Raw genomic sequence first — 16947 nt, forward strand, 5'->3', positions numbered from 1 at the left:
GGATAACAGTCATGGAGAATCTGGAAGGACGGATCGCCATCGTTACCGGCGCGTCGTCGGGCATCGGCGCGGCCAGCGCCGGCGCCCTTGCCGAAGCGGGCGCGACCCTGGTGCTCGTCGCTCGCCGCGCCGACCGCCTCACGGCGCTGGCCGATGAACTGGGCCGCGACAGCACCGTCTTCGCGGCCGATATGGCGGACCCGGACGCGCCGCAAAGGCTGCATGATTTCGTCCTGGGTCGCTTCGGCCGCGCCGACATATTGGTCAACAACGCCGGTATGCTGCATGCCGCGCCGATCGATGCGTTCGACCTTGATCAGTTGCGCCCGATGATTGCGATCAACTATGAGGCGGTGGTGCGCGCCAGCACCCTTTTTGCGCGGACGATGAAGGCGGCTGGAAGAGGGCAGATCATCAACATATCCAGCATCGGCGCGAACATCACCGCCCCTGGCGTGGGCGTCTATGGCGGGCTCAAGCGCGCGCTGGAAGCCTTCTCCGATTGCCTGCGGGTCGAACTCGCCGGATCCGGCGTCAAGGTGGGCATCGTCGCGCCGGGCACGACCAGCACCGAGATTTTCGAGGATATGAAGGCCAGGGGACAGCCGTCGTGGGACAGCTTCATCCCGCCGATGCAACCGCAGGATGTCGCCGAAGCCGTCGCCATCATCGCGCGGCAGTCCGCCCGCACCAATATCGCGCGTATCCAGGTCTATGCCGACGCCGACAGCCATTGACGCCCCTGCTCGCGCCGGCGCCGTCGCGCGATCAGTCGAGCGTGGCGTAGGCCTCCAGCCGGAACGGATTGACCGCGCCGCCATCGCGCATCTTCCTGACCCATTGCGCGTCCATCAGCAGGGCGCGGCCGACGGCGATCAGGTCGAATTCACCCCGCGCCATCCTGTCGGCCACCAGCGCCAGATTGTCGGTCATCACGGTTGGCTGCGCAAAGGAGGATTGCAGATCCTTGCTGAGGCCCACCCCGCCGACCGCGATGGTCGGTTTCCCGGTCAGCTTCCTGGCCCAACCCGCCAGCCCCATGTCGGAACCATCGAAGGCCGGCGCCGTGAAAATGCGGGTGCTGGCGTCGAAAATGTCCACCCCCGCATCGACGAGCGGGGCCAGCATCGCTTCCAGTTCGGCCGGGGTTTCCGCGTTGCGCGCGTCATAATCCTGCAGCTTCCACTGGGAAAAGCGGAAGATGACCGGAAAGTCGGGAGCGGTCGCCGCCCGGATTGCGCGCACCAGTTCGACCGCGAAGCGCGCGCGCTCGGCGATCCCGCCGCCCCAGCGGTCGTCCCGCACATTGGTATAGCGCCACAGGAAACTGTCGATCAGATAGCCATGCGCGCCATGCAGGGCCACGCCGTCGAACCCCACAGCCTTCGCATTGGCCGCGCTGCGGGCGAAGGCGGCGATCAGGTCGCCGATCTCGCTGTCGGTCAGCGGCGCGGTGGGCGCGCGCACCTGTTCCAGATAGTCGGGAGAGACCATCGCCTTGTCGGTCGGGCCCCAAATGCCCGAGGGGCGCGCCGAGGGCGCATCGGGATGATAGCCCGTGCCCGGCACGCGTATGACGCCCTGATGCCACAATTGGGGGATGATGAGGCCGCCCGCCGCATGCACGCCATCCACGATGGAGCGCCAGCGCGCCAGGGCTTCGTCGCCATGCAGGACGGGCGAAGCGCCGCCCCCCATGGTTTCACGCCCCACGGCGGCGGGATGGTCCACGCCCACGCCTTCGGTGATGATCAGTCCCACCTCGGCTTCGGCCCGTCGTCGATAATAGCCCGCCACGCCGTCCGAGGGGAGGCCGCCCGGCGAGAAATTGCGGGTCATCGGCGCCATCACGAACCGGTTGGGCAGATGCAGAGCGCCTGCCGCAAACGGCGTATACAATATCTCGACCTGCCCCATCAAAGCGGTCCTCTCCAATGCATGTCGCAGGACCGTGCAGCAGGGGATGGGCCCCAAGAACCTATCGTGTGACAGGACATCCACGCCCCGGCGCATAAGGGAAACGGCTCAGTCGGGCTCGATGGCAAGGGCGAATTGCGGGCAGGCGTCGGCGCCTTCCCGGGCCTGCTCCTCCAGTCCTTCAGGAACGATTTCATCGTCCACATAGACGATGCCGTTGGCGTCAAGCTTGTATACTTCGGGGCAAATTTCTGCGCAAACGCCATAGCCGCAGCACGCCGCCTTATCGACAACCACTTTCAGTTTCTGGCTCATCCATCCTCTCCTTTCGAATGGCGCGCGCATTACAGTTTGAACAGATTAAGTTCAGTATGTATAAATCGATTCAACCGGGGAAATCTCCCGGAGAGCAAGATGCTGCACAAGGCCGGGCTGCCGCTGAACGACGGAATGACGCCTGACGATCTCATCAACCGCGACATGAACGAGGCAGCGCTGCGGGTGATGAATGACAAGAAATTATATGACCGGGAGATGGAGCAGGTGTTCGCCCGCACCTGGCTGCTCCTTTATCACGAGTCGTAAATTCCCAAGGCCGGCGACTATGTCATGCGCAACATGGCCGAAGACAATGTGATTGTCTCGCGCGACCGCAGCGGCAAAATCCACGTCATGCTGAACGTCTGCCCCCATCGCGGCATGAAGGTGTGCGCGGTCGAATCGGGCAACGCCGATGCGCATCGCTGCATCTACCGCAGACCTTCAAGATGTTTGCCGACGCCAGCTTCGAACGAACGTCGACCGAAGAGCGGTTCCATCTGCCGCCGGCGCCGCGCATCATCAAGGAGTTGATCCCTCAGCTTCTCAAGAAGCTGTCGGAGGGCCAGGCCAAGCAATTGGCCAACATCCTGATCGCCTTCATCTTCGCCCCCCGCACGGCTGGCGGCGCCTCGGGCGCCCTCGCGCTGCGCACCTATGTGCCCAAGGGACCGGACAAGGTGGAGTTCGTGAATTTCATCTTTGCCGAAAACGCCGTCGCTGGTGCGATGGTTGAGAAGGCGCACAGCTTCCGCGCTTTCCTGCAGGGCGAAGCGCCCGAGGGCGAAAAGCGGCGCAGCCTCACGCCCGCCGTCGACAAAATGCCGAAGGAAGAGGGCTTTCTGCGCATGCTTCTGCCGCAACGGCTGGGCGGCATGGGCCTTTCCCACACGGATTTCTGCCGGGTGCGGATGGCGATCGCCAAAGGCGATCCGGCAATCAGCTGGGTGATCCAGATCATCAGCGGCACGAGCTGGATCACCAGCATGGCGCCCGGCGGCGTGCAGGACGCCGTGTTGGGCGACGGTCCCCGGCCGGTCTGCGGCGCCTACAACCCGCCCCGCAAGGCCCGCAAGGCTGACGGCGGCTGGATCATTAGCGGCACATGGCCCGATATGTCCGGGTCGCGGCAGCCGAACTGGGCGCAGCAGAGCGTGGTGCTGGAGGGGTATGACGGCCCCGTGGTTCCCGGCATCAGCATGTGCTATCTGCCCATGGACAACATGACCATCCAGGATACCTGGTTCGTTTCCGGCATGCAGGGCACCGGTTCCGATACGGCTATTGCCAAGGATGTGTATATTCCTGAGTCCCAGCCGGTTGTCCGCACCACCGGTATCGCCCAACTGATCGGCGCGGTCGAGGCCATGCTGGAGATCGTGACCGCGGAATCGCCCAAAAAGCCGGTGCTGACGACGATCATTGGCCCCCGCACCAAGTCGGGCGCCGAAATGCGCGATCTGGGCGAAGCGGCCGCGATGATCGACACCGCCAAGCTGATCCTGTTCGACCTGACCGAGAAGGCGGACCGTGTCGGCCTGGGCGAGGCGTTCACCCTTGCGGAAAAGGCCAAGCAGCGGGCGGGCGGCCCGCAGATGATCGCATTGGTCCACACCGCCAGCGAACCGCCGATGTTCCAGGCCGGCTCCTCCGGCTTTGCTTTGGACAAGCCGATCAACCGCTACTGGCGTGACATTTCGATGGCGCTGCGGCATATCGAGAATATCCAGACCATCGGCTATGAAATCTATGGCCGCAATTTTGCGGGAGCCGATCCCATTTCGCCTCCGGGCGGATATTGAGATCGACACGGCATAATGGAAACAGGGCTGCCCGTTGAAAAGCGAGCGGCCCTGTCCCGCCTGCAGCTTGGCTGCATCTGTTTTTTGAGAGGTATGGCATGCGCGCTGCGCTTATCGACACGACCGGCCGCTTGGCCCTGACGGAGCATCCGGAACCCACCGCCCAGCCCGGTCACCAGGTGATAGAGGTTTCCTCGGCCGGAATCGGCCCCACCGACCTGATGCGCGCCAAGGGCTTTTTTGGGCCCATCGGCGCGCCCTATGTGCCGGGCAGCGAAGGCGTCGGTCGGCTTGATAATGGCCAGCGCGTCTATTTCGGCCACAGCAAGGCTCCTTTCGGCGCCATCGCTGAAAGGACGCTGGTTGCAGAGGAGGAAATCTGGCCAGTTCCCGACGATTTGCCCGACGATCAGTTGATCGCGCTGGCCATTTCCGGCACCGGCGCTCTTATCCCGCTGGAAGAAGCAAAGATCGCCAGGGGCGAGTCTGTCCTCATCCTCGGCGCAACCGGCCCGGTCGGTCAGATCGGCGCGCAGATTGCCCGGCTGCTTGGTGCGGGCCGCGTTGTCGCGGCGGCGCGCAACCGGGAACGGCTGGAGGCGATGCAGGCCGCCGGTCACGCCGATGCCATCGCCATATTGGGCGAAGGGGATGACGACGCGGCGCTGAAAGCGGTTGCGGATGGCGGCTTCGACGTCGTGCTCGACATCATCTACGGCCCGCCCGCCGAGGCCGCGATGCGCGCCACCCGCCCTGGCGCCCGGATGATGAGCATCGGCGTTCAGGCCGGGCCCACGGTCGCGCTGACACTGCGCGATCTCGTTTTCCGCAGCCATGTCGGCGTCGGCACCGGGCAGCGGCCCGCCGGCGAGCGCCGCGCCGCCTATGGCCGACTGATCGACATGGCCGTGACACAGGGCCTGACGGTCGATACCCGCCGCCATGACTTTGCCGATGCGACGCAAGCATGGGCCGCGCAGGCGGGCAGCCCGCACGGCAAGATCATCATAAGCCGCTGAACATATGGGTAGCCCGTCCTATGTCGACCCGACAGTCCGAATGTTCGGCGACGTCCGGCTGAACGACGATTGCAGCCTTTGGCCCTATGCCGTTGTGCGCAGCGAACGGGCCTATGTGTCTGTCGGGCGGTGCGCCAGCGTTCAGGATCACGCCATGGTCCATATTGGCTGGGACGATCCGACCATCATTGGTGATTATTGCACCATCGGTCACCGCGCCGTCGTCCATGGCTGCACGATGGAGCCCGCCTGCCTCATCGGCGTAGGTGCGACCATCATGGAACGCTGCGTCATCGGTCGGGGTTCTATCGTCGCCGGGCACAGCTTCCTGCCGCCGGGCGCCGTGATCCCGCCCCACTCGCTCGTCATCGGAACGCCGGGACGCGTCGTGCGCCGGATAGACAAGCTGCGAGCGAATGTCGTCGACGCCCTTCTGTATCGCGACAATGCCCGCGCCTATGCCAAGGGTGAGCACCGCGCCTGGGAAGGGTCTGACCTTGCCGAGTTGGGGGAGGAGGCCGACACCATCCTTGCGCGCGAGGCGGCAGGCTGGAATGCCGCTGGCATAGCCGACACCTCCAATGGCGAGTGAAGCAATCATGCCCAATACCCCTGCCGGCCCGCACGCATAGTGGCTGGAGCGATCGGTCCGTGTCGGACGAGAGGATAAGGGCTGTCTATGATCTCGCGAAATGGGGGCCGACCGCCGCGAACAGTCATCCGGGCCGTTCCACCCGACAATCACAGGCTGACAGGACGTTCGTCAGCATCGACGAGAGCGTCGAGCCCGATGATATGGCCACTCCCGGAACGTCCGATGCCATGATCAGTAGATCCCCCTTTTACCCGTCGCACCATGTTGGCGGACGCGGATGCAGGGGAAATCGATCATGACCAGTTCGCCTTCGAAGCCGGCGGAAATTGCCGTCAGCAGCCGGTCCCCCATGCCAGCCTTTCGCCAGCGGACGAACGGATTGGAGCAGGTCGTCCATGGTCCATAGCGTTCTTCAATATCTCCGCCCAGGGCGGGCCCTACCGGAAACGCCACAAGATAGCGCTGAGCACCCGTCGGTCATCGACCCGGTGCACAACCGCCGCTTTTTGGGCTGCAAGGACTCGATGATGAGCCATTCCTTGCCAGTTCATACCGCCGCCGCGACATGCGCCCGCCGTTCTTGAAAGACGTCTGAAGCACCGCCTCAGCGAAGGCTCAACTCAATTTATGAGTTCACGCCCTCAGCCTATTCCTCGTCTTCCGCATCCGGGCCGGTCATCATGCTTTCGGCCACTTCGTCGGTCTTGCCGCGGATCGCCCGTTCCAGCTTGTCGGCCAGTTCGGGATGTTCGCGCAAATAGGTCTTGGCGTTCTCGCGCCCCTGCCCGATCCGGACAGAATCATAGGAAAACCAGGCGCCCGACTTTTCGACCAGACCAGCCTTCACCCCCAGATCGAGCATTTCGCCGATCTTGGAAATGCCTTCCCCGAACATGATGTCGAATTCGACCTGCTTGAAGGGCGGGGCCACCTTGTTCTTCACCACCTTCACCCGGGTCGCGTTGCCGACGACATCGTCGCGATCCTTGATCTGGCTGATGCGGCGAATGTCGAGGCGGACCGAGGCGTAGAATTTGAGCGCATTGCCGCCGGTCGTGGTTTCGGGATTGCCATACATGACGCCGATCTTCATGCGAACCTGGTTGATGAAGATCACCATGCAGCGCGAGCGCGAGATGGAACCGGTCAGCTTGCGCAGCGCCTGGCTCATCAACCGGGCCTGAAGGCCGACATGGCTGTCGCCCATTTCCCCTTCGATTTCGGCGCGCGGCACCAGCGCGGCGACCGAATCGACCACCAGCACATCGATGGCGTTGGACCGCACCAGCGTGTCGACGATTTCCAGCGCCTGTTCGCCAGTGTCGGGCTGCGACACGATCAGTTCGTCGATGTCGACGCCCAGCTTGCGGGCATAGACCGGGTCGAGCGCATGTTCCGCGTCGATGAAGGCGGCGACGCCGCCGGCCTTCTGCGCCTCGGCAATGGCATGGAGGGCGAGCGTGGTCTTGCCCGAGCTTTCCGGGCCATAGATTTCCACGATGCGGCCACGCGGCAAGCCGCCAATGCCCAGCGCGATGTCGAGTCCCAGCGATCCGGTCGAAATGGATTCGATCTCAAGCTTCTCGCGTGAACCCAGCTTCATCGCCGACCCTTTGCCAAAGGCGCGGTCAATCTGTGAAAGGGCGGCTTCAAGTGCCTTTTGTCTGTCCATGGTCCCCGTCTTCTTGGAATCTATGAGAGAGAGCATTGCGTTCATCTGCCTATCCCCTGTCAAGCGGATCGCGCCGGCCTATCCCGGAGCCATGACGCCTTGTATCTGATTTGTTCCAGTCGAACAAGAAGAGAACAAAAGAGGCGGAGAGAGCAATAACCATATGATTTTTCGCGCTATGGCAGGACATGCGCGGAGCGGATGACAACCGGATCTTCCAACATCTGCCCCTTCATCGCGCCCTCTCCGCGAGTCGCGGAACGCGGCGCCGCGACAATGGCGCGCACGACGTCCATCCCCTCCGTCACATGGGCGAACACAGCAAAGCCCGCATTGTCGCCCGGCGCTTCGGGCTGGGCATCCATGGCCATCATCCGGCCCATGACGATGAAAAAATCGCCGGTCGCCGTGCCCGGCGCCCACCGCGCCATCGACAAGGCGCCGTCATCATGGACAAGGCCGGTCTGCGTCGTCGGTTCATGCGCGATCGGCGGCAGGATGCGGGTTGGTTCATTGCTGGGGCCGCCCTGGATGAAACCATAGTCGGCCGCGCCATAAGCGCGGTAGATGGTCGCGCCGTCAAACCGCTTCTCTTTGGCATAGCGCAGGAAATTGGCGGCGGTGATCGGGGCCTTGGTCAGATGGACCGTAATGGTAACCGGCCCGGCGCTGGTGTCGAGCCGCACGCGCGGATCGGGCGCGGCGGGCGTCTGCGCCAGCGCCGGCGTGATGGCGAGAAGAGCCAGAAGAAGGGTCAGGAGTCGAGCGATCATGGCGTGGATTCTAGCCATGGCGACACGCCCCTGTCACCCCCTGGATAAGATCAGCCCTCGAGCTGACGACGCAGCGCGCGAATGTCGGCGTCGATTTCCGGGTGGCTCTGACGCAGCGCCTCGATGGTGCGGACGGCATGGATGACGGTGCTGTGATCGCGCCCGCCGAAGATGCGGCCGATTTCGGGCAGCGAACGCGGCGTCAGCTGCTTCGCCAGATACATGGCGACCTGGCGTGGGCGGGCAACCGCACGGGCGCGGCGCTTGGACCGCATTTCGGCCGCGTCGATGCGGTAATGGGCGGCGCAGACCTTCTGAATCTCGTCCACCGTGATGCGCCGGGCATTGGCGCGCACCGCGTCGGCCAGCATCGACTGGGCGAAATCGAGATCGATGGCGCGGCCGGTCAACTGGCCATAGGCGATCAGCTTGTTGAACGCCCCCTCCAGTTCGCGAACATTGGAGCGGATGGCGCTCGCCAGAAAATCGATCACCGGCTGCGGAACCGGCGGATCACCAGCGACCGCGCGCTTCGCCTCCAATATGGCGAGGCGCAGCGGCAGCGCGGCGGGCTGAATATCCGCAACGAGCCCACCGGCCAGACGCGAGAGGATGCGCTGGTCGATCGCGTCAAGCATTTGCGGCGCGCGATCAGCGGTCACGACGATGCGCGCGCCGCTGTCGATCAGCTCGTTGACGGTGTGGAGAAATTCCTCCTGCGTCGACCCCTTGCCCGCAATGAACTGGATGTCGTCGATAAGCAGCAGTCGGGCCGCCCGCAACCGCGCCTTGAACGCCATGGTGTCGTTGGCGCGCATGGCGTTCACGAATTCCATCATGAACCGTTCGGCCGACATGTAGAGCACCGGATCCTGGGGCGAATGGGCGGAAAATTCCGCCGCAATGGCATGAAGCAGATGGGTCTTGCCCTGGCCGGTGCCGCCATGGATGAACAACGGGCAGTAACGCGGCTTGTCACGCCCCGCGACGCCCTGGGCCGCTGAAAAGGCCAGGCGATTGGTGTCGCCGACCACAAAGTCCGCGAAGCGGTGACGGGGATCGAAGTTGCAATGGGTGGCCGCGGGTTCGGAGGCACTTCCCGTGGCGGGCGCGGCGGCGTCGACCGCCACAGGCAATAATCGCGGCCCGACGGCCTGACGCGCGCGGACCATGCGGACTTCGCGGACTTCGACATTGGCCGAGCGCCAAGCGAGCCGCAGCCGGTCGCCAAACTGGGCGGACACGAAATTGGCGGCGAAATCGGAAGGCAAGGCGATGTCGAGCGTCTGCGATTCGGGGCAATAGTCGCCCAGTTCGGCGGGCTTGAGCCATTGATCGAACAGGCGGGCGCCCAGGTCGCGACGCAGGCCGACGCGGATCGCGGCCCAGACGGATTCCAGCCGGGCCATATCCGTCGCCAGACTATCCTCGCCATTCCACATCATGCCCGAACCGTTCGTCATCTGTCGCGTCGACCCCAAAAACCACCCCCCGGGGAAATCCCGGCACAACGAACCCATTGCGAAAAGGCCCCCTCGCCATTCGCGCAACGTGCATTGCCAAAGCTGTCAAGACGGCCGCCTTAGGACTTGTGATTCGATCAGCGGCCGGAGGAACAAAATAGACAGGCGCTCCGGGCCGGATCAAGGGCAGGCGGGTTCAAAAAAGTGAAATAAAAGGATTGACTCGATAAGGCGCGGAAAATCCGGGGAAATGATATTTAATAGTAAAATCAAGGGTATATTTTGCTCGATATCGCAACAAAATGCGCGAATCGTGGATAAAGCTGGATTCAGCTTTCAAGACAGCATGATGACCAAATGAGGAAAGGCCCGCCGGGCTGACGCCCGGCAGGCCTATCGCAATTCACGGTTCGGCGAAGATTTAGGCGAGCGCGCCCACACGCTTCGTCAGGCGGCCGAACTTGCGGGCCGCAGTATTCTTGTGCAGCACACCGCGGGCGACGCCACGGGCCAGTTCGGGCTGAACGCTCTGGAGGGCGACGGAAGCCGCTTCCTTGTCGCCGGCGGCAAGAGCGGTTTCGACCTTCTTCACCAGGGTGCGGATCCGGCTGATGCGGGCGCCATTGATTTCGGCGCGACGTTCATTGCGGCGGATGCGCTTCTTGGCTTGCGGCGTGTTGGCCATTTATGTTCCTCGGTTTCGTCTCGTAAATGTCGGGCAGGGCAACCGGGGCTGACCCAGCCGCGCCGTGAAGCCGCGCCCTTTACAGAGTTATGGGTGAAGCGTCAACCGCTGCAAAGCCGCTTCAATGCTGGCATTTCCGGCAAAAAAAGGTCGACCGGCCCGAATCCACGCGGCGCAGCACCGGTGCGCCGCAATCGCAGGATTCGCCTTCCCGTCCATAGACGCGCCATTGTTTGGAAAAATAGCCCAGTTCGCCATCGGGCCGGGCATAATCGCGCAGGGTGGAGCCGCCCGCGGCGATGGCGGCGGCCAGCACCTCGCGAATCGAGTCGACCAGCCGATTGATCCGCGCCCGGCCGATCCGCCCGGCCTCGCGCGTGGGGGCGATGCCGCACATATGCAGCGCCTCGCACACATAGATATTGCCCAGCCCCGCGACGATGCGCTGATCCAGCAGCGCCGCCTTGATCGGCGCCGCCTTCCCCGCCAGCGCATCGGCCAGATAGGCGACGGTGAAAGCCGGCCCCAAAGGCTCCGGCCCCATTCGGGTGAAGGGCGGATAGGCGGGCAGCGCCGCGCTGGCGGCAAGATCGATAGACCCGAAGCGGCGCGGATCGTTGAGCGCCAGCACCCGCCCCGCCCCAGTCTTCAGCAACAGATGATCGTGGCGACCGATTTCCACCGGGTCGATGCGCCAGCGGCCCGACATGCCCAGGTGAAAGATCAGCGTGTCGCCCCTGTCCGTGTCGATCAGCCCATATTTGGCGCGGCGCGACAGGCCGGTGACGGTGGCGCCGGTCAGACGCTGGCGCAGATCGGCGGGAATGGGAAAGCGCAGGTCCGCCCGGCGCGGCTCGACAGAGGCCAGGCTCTGTCCTTCCAACACCGCGCGCAGGCCCGCGACCGTGGTTTCGACTTCGGGTAATTCAGGCATGGCGATTATCTAGGGATGTTTGCGCCCCCTGCCCAGCATCTTGGCTGGAGTTGCGCGAAAACAGAGACTAGAGGATCAGGCCATGAGCGAAACAGCATCCTTCGGCTATCGCGACGTCGATGCCAGCGAAAAGGCGGGCATGGTCCGCGAAGTCTTTTCCAACGTCGCGGCCAAATATGACCTGATGAACGACGCCATGTCGGGCGGCGCGCACCGGTTGTGGAAGGATCAGTTCGTCCGCCGGGTGAAACCGCGCGCGGGCGAGCGCATCCTCGACATGGCGGGCGGCACCGGCGACATCGCCTTCCGCATGCACCGCCATGGCGCGCAAGTGACGGTGTCGGACATCAATCCGCAGATGCTGGCCGTGGGCATGGAGCGGGCGGAAAAAAAGAATCTGGAAGGGCTGATCTGGTCGGAACAGAATGCCGAGGAGCTGACCTTCGATGATCGGGCGTTCGACGTCTATACGATCGCCTTCGGCATCCGCAACGTCACCCATATCGACCGGGCGCTGCGCGAGGCGCACCGGGTGCTGAAATTTGGCGGGCGGTTTTTCTGCCTGGAGTTCTCCACCACCACATGGGCCGGGTTTTCCGATGTCTATGACGTCTATTCGCACAAGCTGGTGCCGCAGCTTGGCAAGCTCTTCGCCAATGACGCGGACAGCTATCGCTACCTCATCGAATCGATCCGCCGCTTTCCGCCCATGCCCAAATTCGAGGGGATGATCCGCGAGGCCGGCTTCGTGCATACGAAGGTCGAGCCGATATTGGGCGGGCTGGTCGCCATTCATTCTGGCTGGAAGATCTGACCGCATCGTGGCTTCGCATCTGACGCATATCGCCCGGCTGTTGAAATGGGGCCGGACCCTGGCGCGCCACGGCGCGTTGCGCGGTATCGAGCGCGACCCGCTGACCCCCGCGCCCGTGCGGCGGCTGGTGCGGCTGGCCCGCTTCGGCGCGCGCGTGCCCGCGCAGCCGCACTATGCCGACGCCTTCCAGTCGATCGGCCCGGCGGCGATCAAGCTGGGCCAGACGCTCGCCACCCGTCCCGATCTGGTGGGAGAGGATGCGGCCAACGACCTGCTACGGTTGCAGGACGCATTGCCCCCCGTGCCGTTCGAAACGATCCGCGCACAGATCGAACAGAGTTTCGGGCGGCCGCTGGAACAGGTCTATAGCCGCTTTGACGAAGCGCCGGTGGGTGCCGCCTCCATCGCGCAGGTGCATCGCGCGGTGACGACCGATGGGCGCGACGTGGCGGTGAAGATCATCCGCCCCGGCGTGATCGACCAGTTCAACCGCGACATTCAGACCTATGAATGGGCCGCCGCCCATATGGAGCAACTGGGCGGCGAAGTGGCGCGGCTGCGCCCCCGCCTGGTCATCGCCAACCTCAAACGCTGGACCGCGCGCGAGCTGGACCTGCGGCGCGAGGCGGCGTCCGCCTCCGAACTCGCCGAAGCGATGCAGGCCATGCCGGGATACCGCATTCCCGCCATCGACTGGGACCGCACGAGCGGCCGGGTTATGACGATGGAATGGATCGACGGGATCAAGATTTCCGACCGCGACGCGCTGATCGCGGCGGGCCATGATGTGAAGGCGATCGCCGCGCGGCTGGTCAACACCTTCCTGCGCCAGGCGATCGCTGAGGGTTTCTTCCACGCCGACATGCATCAGGGCAATTTGTTCGTGACGGCGGATGGCGACATCGCCGCCATCGACTTCGGCATCATGGGGCGGATCGACCGGCGCGCGCGCATGTGGCTGGCCGAGATTCTCTACGGCCTCATCACCGGCAATTATCGCCGCGTCGCGGAGATTCATTTCGAGGCGCAATATGTGCCCGCCCATCACAATGTCGCCGAATTCGCCACCGCCCTGCGCGCCGTGGGCGAACCGATGCGCGGCAAGCCGGTCAGCGAATTGTCGGTCGGCGGGATGCTGGACGGGCTGTTCGCCATTACCCGCGATTTCGACATGCAGACCCAGCCCCATCTGCTGCTGCTGCAAAAGACGATGGTGATGGTGGAGGGCGTGGCGACCGCGCTCCACCCAGACATCAACATGTGGGAGACGAGCGGCCCCTATGTGAAAAGCTGGCTGCGCGACGAACTGGGGCCGGAGGCGAAGGCGGCCGACGCGCTCATTGAAAACTGGCGCATCCTGCAAAGGCTGCCCGGCCTGGTGAAGCGGATCGAGGACGCCTTCCCCGAAAAGGGCGGCGCCCCGCCCCCGCCGCCGCTGGTCGAGGTGAAACTGATGCGGATCGGCGGCGGCTGGCGCTATGCGCTGGTCGCGGCTCTGGCGGCAGCGGCGGGGGCTGGCGCTGTGGCTGCACTTCTCCTATTCTGAGCGGCATGACGCGCCATTTTTTCCAGACTTGGATGATATGCGCGCTAGTCAGTGGCTTTTGTTCAGCGATGTCGCTGCCCATTTTTATGTTGGCGCACGAGGTCGCAGTGAGTCCTTATCCATTCGAACTACAATGGTTCGAATGGCTGATAATGCCCGTATTTATCGTTGTAGGATTAGCGTTCTTCGGTCTGGTCGCTGCCATTGCCGGGATAATCTTCACGTTTCCCTTCGCATTGCTGGGTGTTGGCATCATGGTGGCCGCAGAAAATTGCGCAGGTCGTTTGGGGCACTGGGCATTTTGGTGCCTGACCGCCATCGCTCTCGGCCTGATCGCCGAATGGATGATCCCGCTGCCCGAGATTTTATCCTTTGCCATCGACCGCTTCGAAATCATTGGTGCTGCTTTAACCGGCGCTCTGGTGGGATATGCAAGTTGGCGCCGCATCGCGCTCTTCACGACAGTTCACGAGCACCATCCAACATCTGCACTGAGCGCACCATGACCCAGCGCATTCTCCTCATCATTTCGGGCGGCATCGCGGCCTACAAATCGCTGGAGCTGGTGCGGCTGCTGAGGAAGCGGGGCATGGCGGTGCGCGCGGTGTTGACGGAGAGCGCGGCGCAGTTCGTGACACCGCTCAGCCTGGGCGTGCTGACCGAGGACAATGTCTTCACCCAATTGTTCGACCTGAAGGACGAGCGCGAGATCGGGCATATCCAGTTGTCGCGCCAGGCCGATCTGGTCGTGGTCGCGCCCGCGACCGCGAACATCCTCGCCAAGATGGCGAACGGCATCGCCGACGACCTCGCCACCACATTGCTGCTCGCCACCGACAAGCCGGTGCTGGCCGCGCCCGCCATGAATGTGCGCATGTGGCGTCATCCCGCGACCCGGCGCAACATCGCGCAGTTGCAGGCCGATGGCGTCCACGTCATGGCCCCCGACAGCGGCGAGATGGCGTGCGGCGAATATGGCCCCGGCCGCCTGCCCGAACCCGAAGCCATTCTGGCGGAGATCGAACGATTGCTGGCGACCCGGCGCGGGAGCGACATGCTGGCGGATCAGCCCGATTTTGCGCCCGCCGACCTGCCGCTGGCGGGCAGGCACATCCTCATCACCGCCGGGCCGACGCATGAGCCGATAGACCCCGTGCGCTTCATCGCCAACCGGTCGTCGGGGAAACAGGGTTTCGCCATCGCCGCCGCCGCCGCGCGCGCGGGCGCGCGGGTGTCGCTGGTCGCCGGGCCGGTGCATCTGCCGACGCCCGCGGGGGTCGACCGCATCGACGTGGAGACCGCGCGCGAAATGCTGGCGGCGGTCGAGGCCGCCCTGCCCGCCGACGCGGCGATCATGGTCGCCGCCGTCGCCGACTGGCGCACCGCCGACGCCGCCGGACAGAAGCTGAAGAAGGACGGTTCCGGCCAGCCCGCGCCGCTGGTGCTGACCGAGAACCCCGACATATTGGCGACCCTGGGCCATCATGTTCAGCGCCCCGCCCTGCTGGTCGGCTTTGCAGCCGAGACGGAGAAGGTCGCCGACCATGCCCGCGCCAAGCTGGCCCGCAAGGGCGCGGACTGGATCGTCGCCAATGATGTTTCCGGCGATGTGATGGGCGGCGACGCCAACGCCGTCCACATCGTCACCGCCGACGGCATCGACACATGGCCGTCCATGGCCAAGGCCGATGTGGCCGACAGACTGATCGAAAAGGTTGCCCATGCCCTCGCCTCTCGCTCCCATTGAAATTCGCCTGAAGCGGCTGCCCCATGGCGAGGGATTGCCCACGCCCGCCTATGCCACCGCCCATGCGGCAGGTATGGACGTCGTGTCGGCCGAGGATGTGACGCTGAACCCCGGCGACCGTCACCCGGTCGCCACCGGATTCGCCATGGCCATTCCCGAAGGCTATGAAGTCCAGGTGCGGCCGCGATCCGGCCTGGCGTTGAAGCATGGCGTCACCGTGCCCAACACGCCCGGCACGATCGACGCCGATTATCGGGGGGAGCTGAAGGTGCTGCTCATCAACCATGGGGCCGACCCTTTCCCCATCCGGCGCGGCGACCGCGTCGCCCAACTGGTGGTGGCGCCGGTGCAACCCGCCCGTTTCGCCGAAGTCGCCGAACTGGATGCAACCGACCGGGGCGAGGGGGGCTTCGGGTCCACCGGGATCGGCTCGGCATGAGTCTGACCGACGAACAGCTTGAGCGCTACGCGCGCCACATCGTCCTGAAGGAAATTGGCGGCGCGGGGCAGGCGCGGCTGTTGTCGGCGGACGTGGCGGTGATCGGCGCGGGCGGCATCGGCAGCCCGGCGATCCTCTATCTGGCGGCGGCGGGCGTGGGCAGCATCCGGGTGATTGACGACGATGCCGTCGCCCTGTCCAACCTGCAAAGGCAGGTGCTGTTCGGCACCGACGATGTCGGTCAGCCCAAGCCCGAAGCGGCGATGGCGGCGGTCGCGCGGCTGAACCCCGACGTCAAGCTGATCCCCATCAACCAGCGGATCACGACCGATAATGCTGCGCTCATGCTGCGCGAAGCCGATGTCGTTGTGGACGGCAGCGACAGCTTCGCGACGCGGCTGACCGTGGCCGACGCCGCCCATTGGCTGCGCATTCCTCTGGTGTCGGCGGCGGTCGGTCCGCTGGAGGGGCAGATCGCCACCTATCGCGGATGGGAAGGCGACAAACCCTGTTACCGCTGCCTCGTCGGCGATCCGCAGGACGCGCCCGACCGCAATTGCGCCGAGGCCGGGGTGATCGGCGCGTTGACCGGCATGATTGGCAGCATGGCCGCGCTGGAAGCGATTCGCGCGCTGGTCCCCTTCGGCGCGGACATGGCGGGCCGTTTGCTGCTGTGCGACATCATGGCCATGCGTTTTCGCACCATCGCCCTGCCCAAGGATCCGGCCTGTTCCCATTGTGCGGCGCAGTTGTGCGCGGGCTGAATATCGTGCTGACCGTTCCCGATGCGGAGCGGCTGCGCGGCGCATTGGTGCTGGCGTCGGCGCAGGCGGCGCTGGGCGGGGCCGCTTCCCTGTTCCTGCAACTCGACGCCGTCGCCCTGTTGCGAGCGCCCTTGTCCGCGCCGCGCGACGACGCGCACCAGGCGGCGGGGCTGCCGCGACTCGCCGCGCTGGTGGACGATGCGATGGCGCTGGGCGTCGCCATCATCGCCTGCCAAAGCGGGCTGGCATTGGCTGGCATGACCGCCGCCGACCTGCCCAAGGGGGTCGAATGCGGCGGACCGGTCGGCTTTTTGAGCAATTGCGGCGAAGAGGCCCGACTGCTGATCGGCTGACCCGTTTTTTATGACACATCCGTCACGAATGTGACGCGCTTTCGTCAATCAACCCACATTGCAGCGCAACATAGCGGGTCTATCGGCAGCCCCACTTCAATTTCGA

Annotated in this window: 20 protein-coding genes and 1 pseudogene; 13 read left to right on the forward strand and 8 right to left on the reverse strand. The window is 64.5% G+C overall.

Annotated features, from left to right (window positions below; all coding sequences use genetic code 11):
- The first annotated feature begins 11 nt into the window (after positions 1-11).
- Entirely contained in the window at positions 12-737 is a 726-nt protein-coding gene (locus GGR44_RS08310) for an SDR family NAD(P)-dependent oxidoreductase (RefSeq protein WP_183955098.1), read from the forward strand.
- Positions 738-768: 31 nt separating this feature from the next.
- Here GGR44_RS08310 and GGR44_RS08315 read toward each other — a convergent pair whose 3' ends face one another.
- Both GGR44_RS08315 and GGR44_RS08320 read right to left on the reverse strand, forming a co-directional pair.
- Positions 769-1917 (reverse strand): NADH:flavin oxidoreductase, encoded by a 1149-nt coding sequence (locus GGR44_RS08315; RefSeq protein WP_183955099.1) that lies wholly within the window; start codon positions 1915-1917, stop codon positions 769-771.
- Positions 1918-2025: 108 nt separating this feature from the next.
- Complete coding sequence (locus tag GGR44_RS08320) at positions 2026-2232, reverse strand: ferredoxin (RefSeq protein WP_183955100.1); 207 nt, start codon at positions 2230-2232, stop codon at positions 2026-2028.
- Between the two features lie 99 nt (positions 2233-2331).
- On the opposite strand from GGR44_RS08320, the gene GGR44_RS16890 reads away from it, so the two are divergent.
- The 5 genes from GGR44_RS16890 (at position 2332) to GGR44_RS08340 (ending at position 5648) form a co-directional block, all read left to right on the forward strand.
- On the forward strand, positions 2332-2502 hold the full coding sequence (locus GGR44_RS16890) for a hypothetical protein (RefSeq protein WP_246344408.1): 171 nt from the start codon (positions 2332-2334) through the stop codon (positions 2500-2502).
- A gap of 33 nt (positions 2503-2535) precedes the next feature.
- Positions 2536-2769 (forward strand): Rieske 2Fe-2S domain-containing protein, encoded by a 234-nt coding sequence (locus GGR44_RS16895; RefSeq protein ID WP_246344412.1) that lies wholly within the window; start codon positions 2536-2538, stop codon positions 2767-2769.
- Entirely contained in the window at positions 2685-4037 is a 1353-nt protein-coding gene (locus GGR44_RS08330; protein ID WP_246344413.1) for an acyl-CoA dehydrogenase family protein, read from the forward strand. Before GGR44_RS16895 ends, GGR44_RS08330 begins: the two co-directional genes overlap by 85 nt.
- A gap of 98 nt (positions 4038-4135) precedes the next feature.
- The gene (locus GGR44_RS08335) at positions 4136-5056 is read left to right on the forward strand and encodes a quinone oxidoreductase family protein (protein WP_183955101.1); all 921 of its coding nucleotides are present in this window, start codon (positions 4136-4138) and stop codon (positions 5054-5056) included.
- A gap of 40 nt (positions 5057-5096) precedes the next feature.
- Complete coding sequence (locus GGR44_RS08340; protein WP_246344415.1) at positions 5097-5648, forward strand: gamma carbonic anhydrase family protein; 552 nt, start codon at positions 5097-5099, stop codon at positions 5646-5648.
- A gap of 152 nt (positions 5649-5800) precedes the next feature.
- Here the strand turns inward: GGR44_RS08340 and GGR44_RS16900 are convergent.
- The 6 genes and pseudogenes from GGR44_RS16900 to mutM all read right to left on the reverse strand — a co-directional run.
- Positions 5801-6218 (reverse strand): annotated as a pseudogene (locus GGR44_RS16900) (transposase); the annotation flags it as partial.
- Positions 6219-6297: 79 nt separating this feature from the next.
- Positions 6298-7368, reverse strand: coding sequence for a recombinase RecA (recA, locus tag GGR44_RS08345; protein WP_183955103.1), 1071 nt, complete (start codon positions 7366-7368; stop codon positions 6298-6300).
- Positions 7369-7499: 131 nt separating this feature from the next.
- A complete protein-coding gene (locus GGR44_RS08350; RefSeq protein WP_183955104.1) occupies positions 7500-8096 on the reverse strand; it encodes a peptidylprolyl isomerase in 597 nt (198 codons plus the stop codon).
- A 50-nt stretch (positions 8097-8146) separates the two neighbouring features.
- A complete protein-coding gene (gene dnaA / locus GGR44_RS08355; protein ID WP_425511311.1) occupies positions 8147-9541 on the reverse strand; it encodes a chromosomal replication initiator protein DnaA in 1395 nt (464 codons plus the stop codon).
- 439 nt (positions 9542-9980) lie between these two features.
- Positions 9981-10244 carry a 30S ribosomal protein S20 gene (gene rpsT, locus GGR44_RS08360; RefSeq protein ID WP_183955105.1) on the reverse strand — a complete coding sequence of 88 codons (264 nt, stop codon included), beginning with the start codon at positions 10242-10244 and terminating at the stop codon, positions 9981-9983.
- Positions 10245-10365: 121 nt separating this feature from the next.
- The gene (gene mutM / locus GGR44_RS08365; RefSeq protein ID WP_183955106.1) at positions 10366-11178 is read right to left on the reverse strand and encodes a bifunctional DNA-formamidopyrimidine glycosylase/DNA-(apurinic or apyrimidinic site) lyase; all 813 of its coding nucleotides are present in this window, start codon (positions 11176-11178) and stop codon (positions 10366-10368) included.
- Positions 11179-11260: 82 nt separating this feature from the next.
- Between mutM and GGR44_RS08370 the strand changes: the two genes are divergently transcribed.
- From GGR44_RS08370 to GGR44_RS08400, 7 genes are read left to right on the forward strand one after another with little or no spacing between them, the layout of a single operon-like run.
- Complete coding sequence (locus tag GGR44_RS08370; protein WP_183955107.1) at positions 11261-11992, forward strand: class I SAM-dependent methyltransferase; 732 nt, start codon at positions 11261-11263, stop codon at positions 11990-11992.
- Positions 11993-11999: 7 nt separating this feature from the next.
- Complete coding sequence (gene ubiB, locus GGR44_RS08375; RefSeq protein WP_183955108.1) at positions 12000-13538, forward strand: 2-polyprenylphenol 6-hydroxylase; 1539 nt, start codon at positions 12000-12002, stop codon at positions 13536-13538.
- A 5-nt stretch (positions 13539-13543) separates the two neighbouring features.
- Positions 13544-14044 (forward strand): hypothetical protein, encoded by a 501-nt coding sequence (locus GGR44_RS08380; protein WP_183955109.1) that lies wholly within the window; start codon positions 13544-13546, stop codon positions 14042-14044.
- The gene (coaBC, locus tag GGR44_RS08385; RefSeq protein WP_183955110.1) at positions 14041-15285 is read left to right on the forward strand and encodes a bifunctional phosphopantothenoylcysteine decarboxylase/phosphopantothenate--cysteine ligase CoaBC; all 1245 of its coding nucleotides are present in this window, start codon (positions 14041-14043) and stop codon (positions 15283-15285) included. The genes GGR44_RS08380 and coaBC overlap by 4 nt, the downstream gene beginning before the upstream one ends.
- Positions 15260-15724 (forward strand): dUTP diphosphatase, encoded by a 465-nt coding sequence (dut, locus tag GGR44_RS08390; protein ID WP_183955111.1) that lies wholly within the window; start codon positions 15260-15262, stop codon positions 15722-15724. Before coaBC ends, dut begins: the two co-directional genes overlap by 26 nt.
- On the forward strand, positions 15721-16488 hold the full coding sequence (locus GGR44_RS08395; protein WP_183955112.1) for a HesA/MoeB/ThiF family protein: 768 nt from the start codon (positions 15721-15723) through the stop codon (positions 16486-16488). Before dut ends, GGR44_RS08395 begins: the two co-directional genes overlap by 4 nt.
- The gene (locus GGR44_RS08400; RefSeq protein ID WP_183955113.1) at positions 16476-16841 is read left to right on the forward strand and encodes a DsrE family protein; all 366 of its coding nucleotides are present in this window, start codon (positions 16476-16478) and stop codon (positions 16839-16841) included. Before GGR44_RS08395 ends, GGR44_RS08400 begins: the two co-directional genes overlap by 13 nt.
- Positions 16842-16947: the final 106 nt, after the last annotated feature.

It is taken from the genome of Sphingobium fontiphilum, from assembly GCF_014196635.1.
Lineage (GTDB): Bacteria > Pseudomonadota > Alphaproteobacteria > Sphingomonadales > Sphingomonadaceae > Sphingobium > Sphingobium fontiphilum.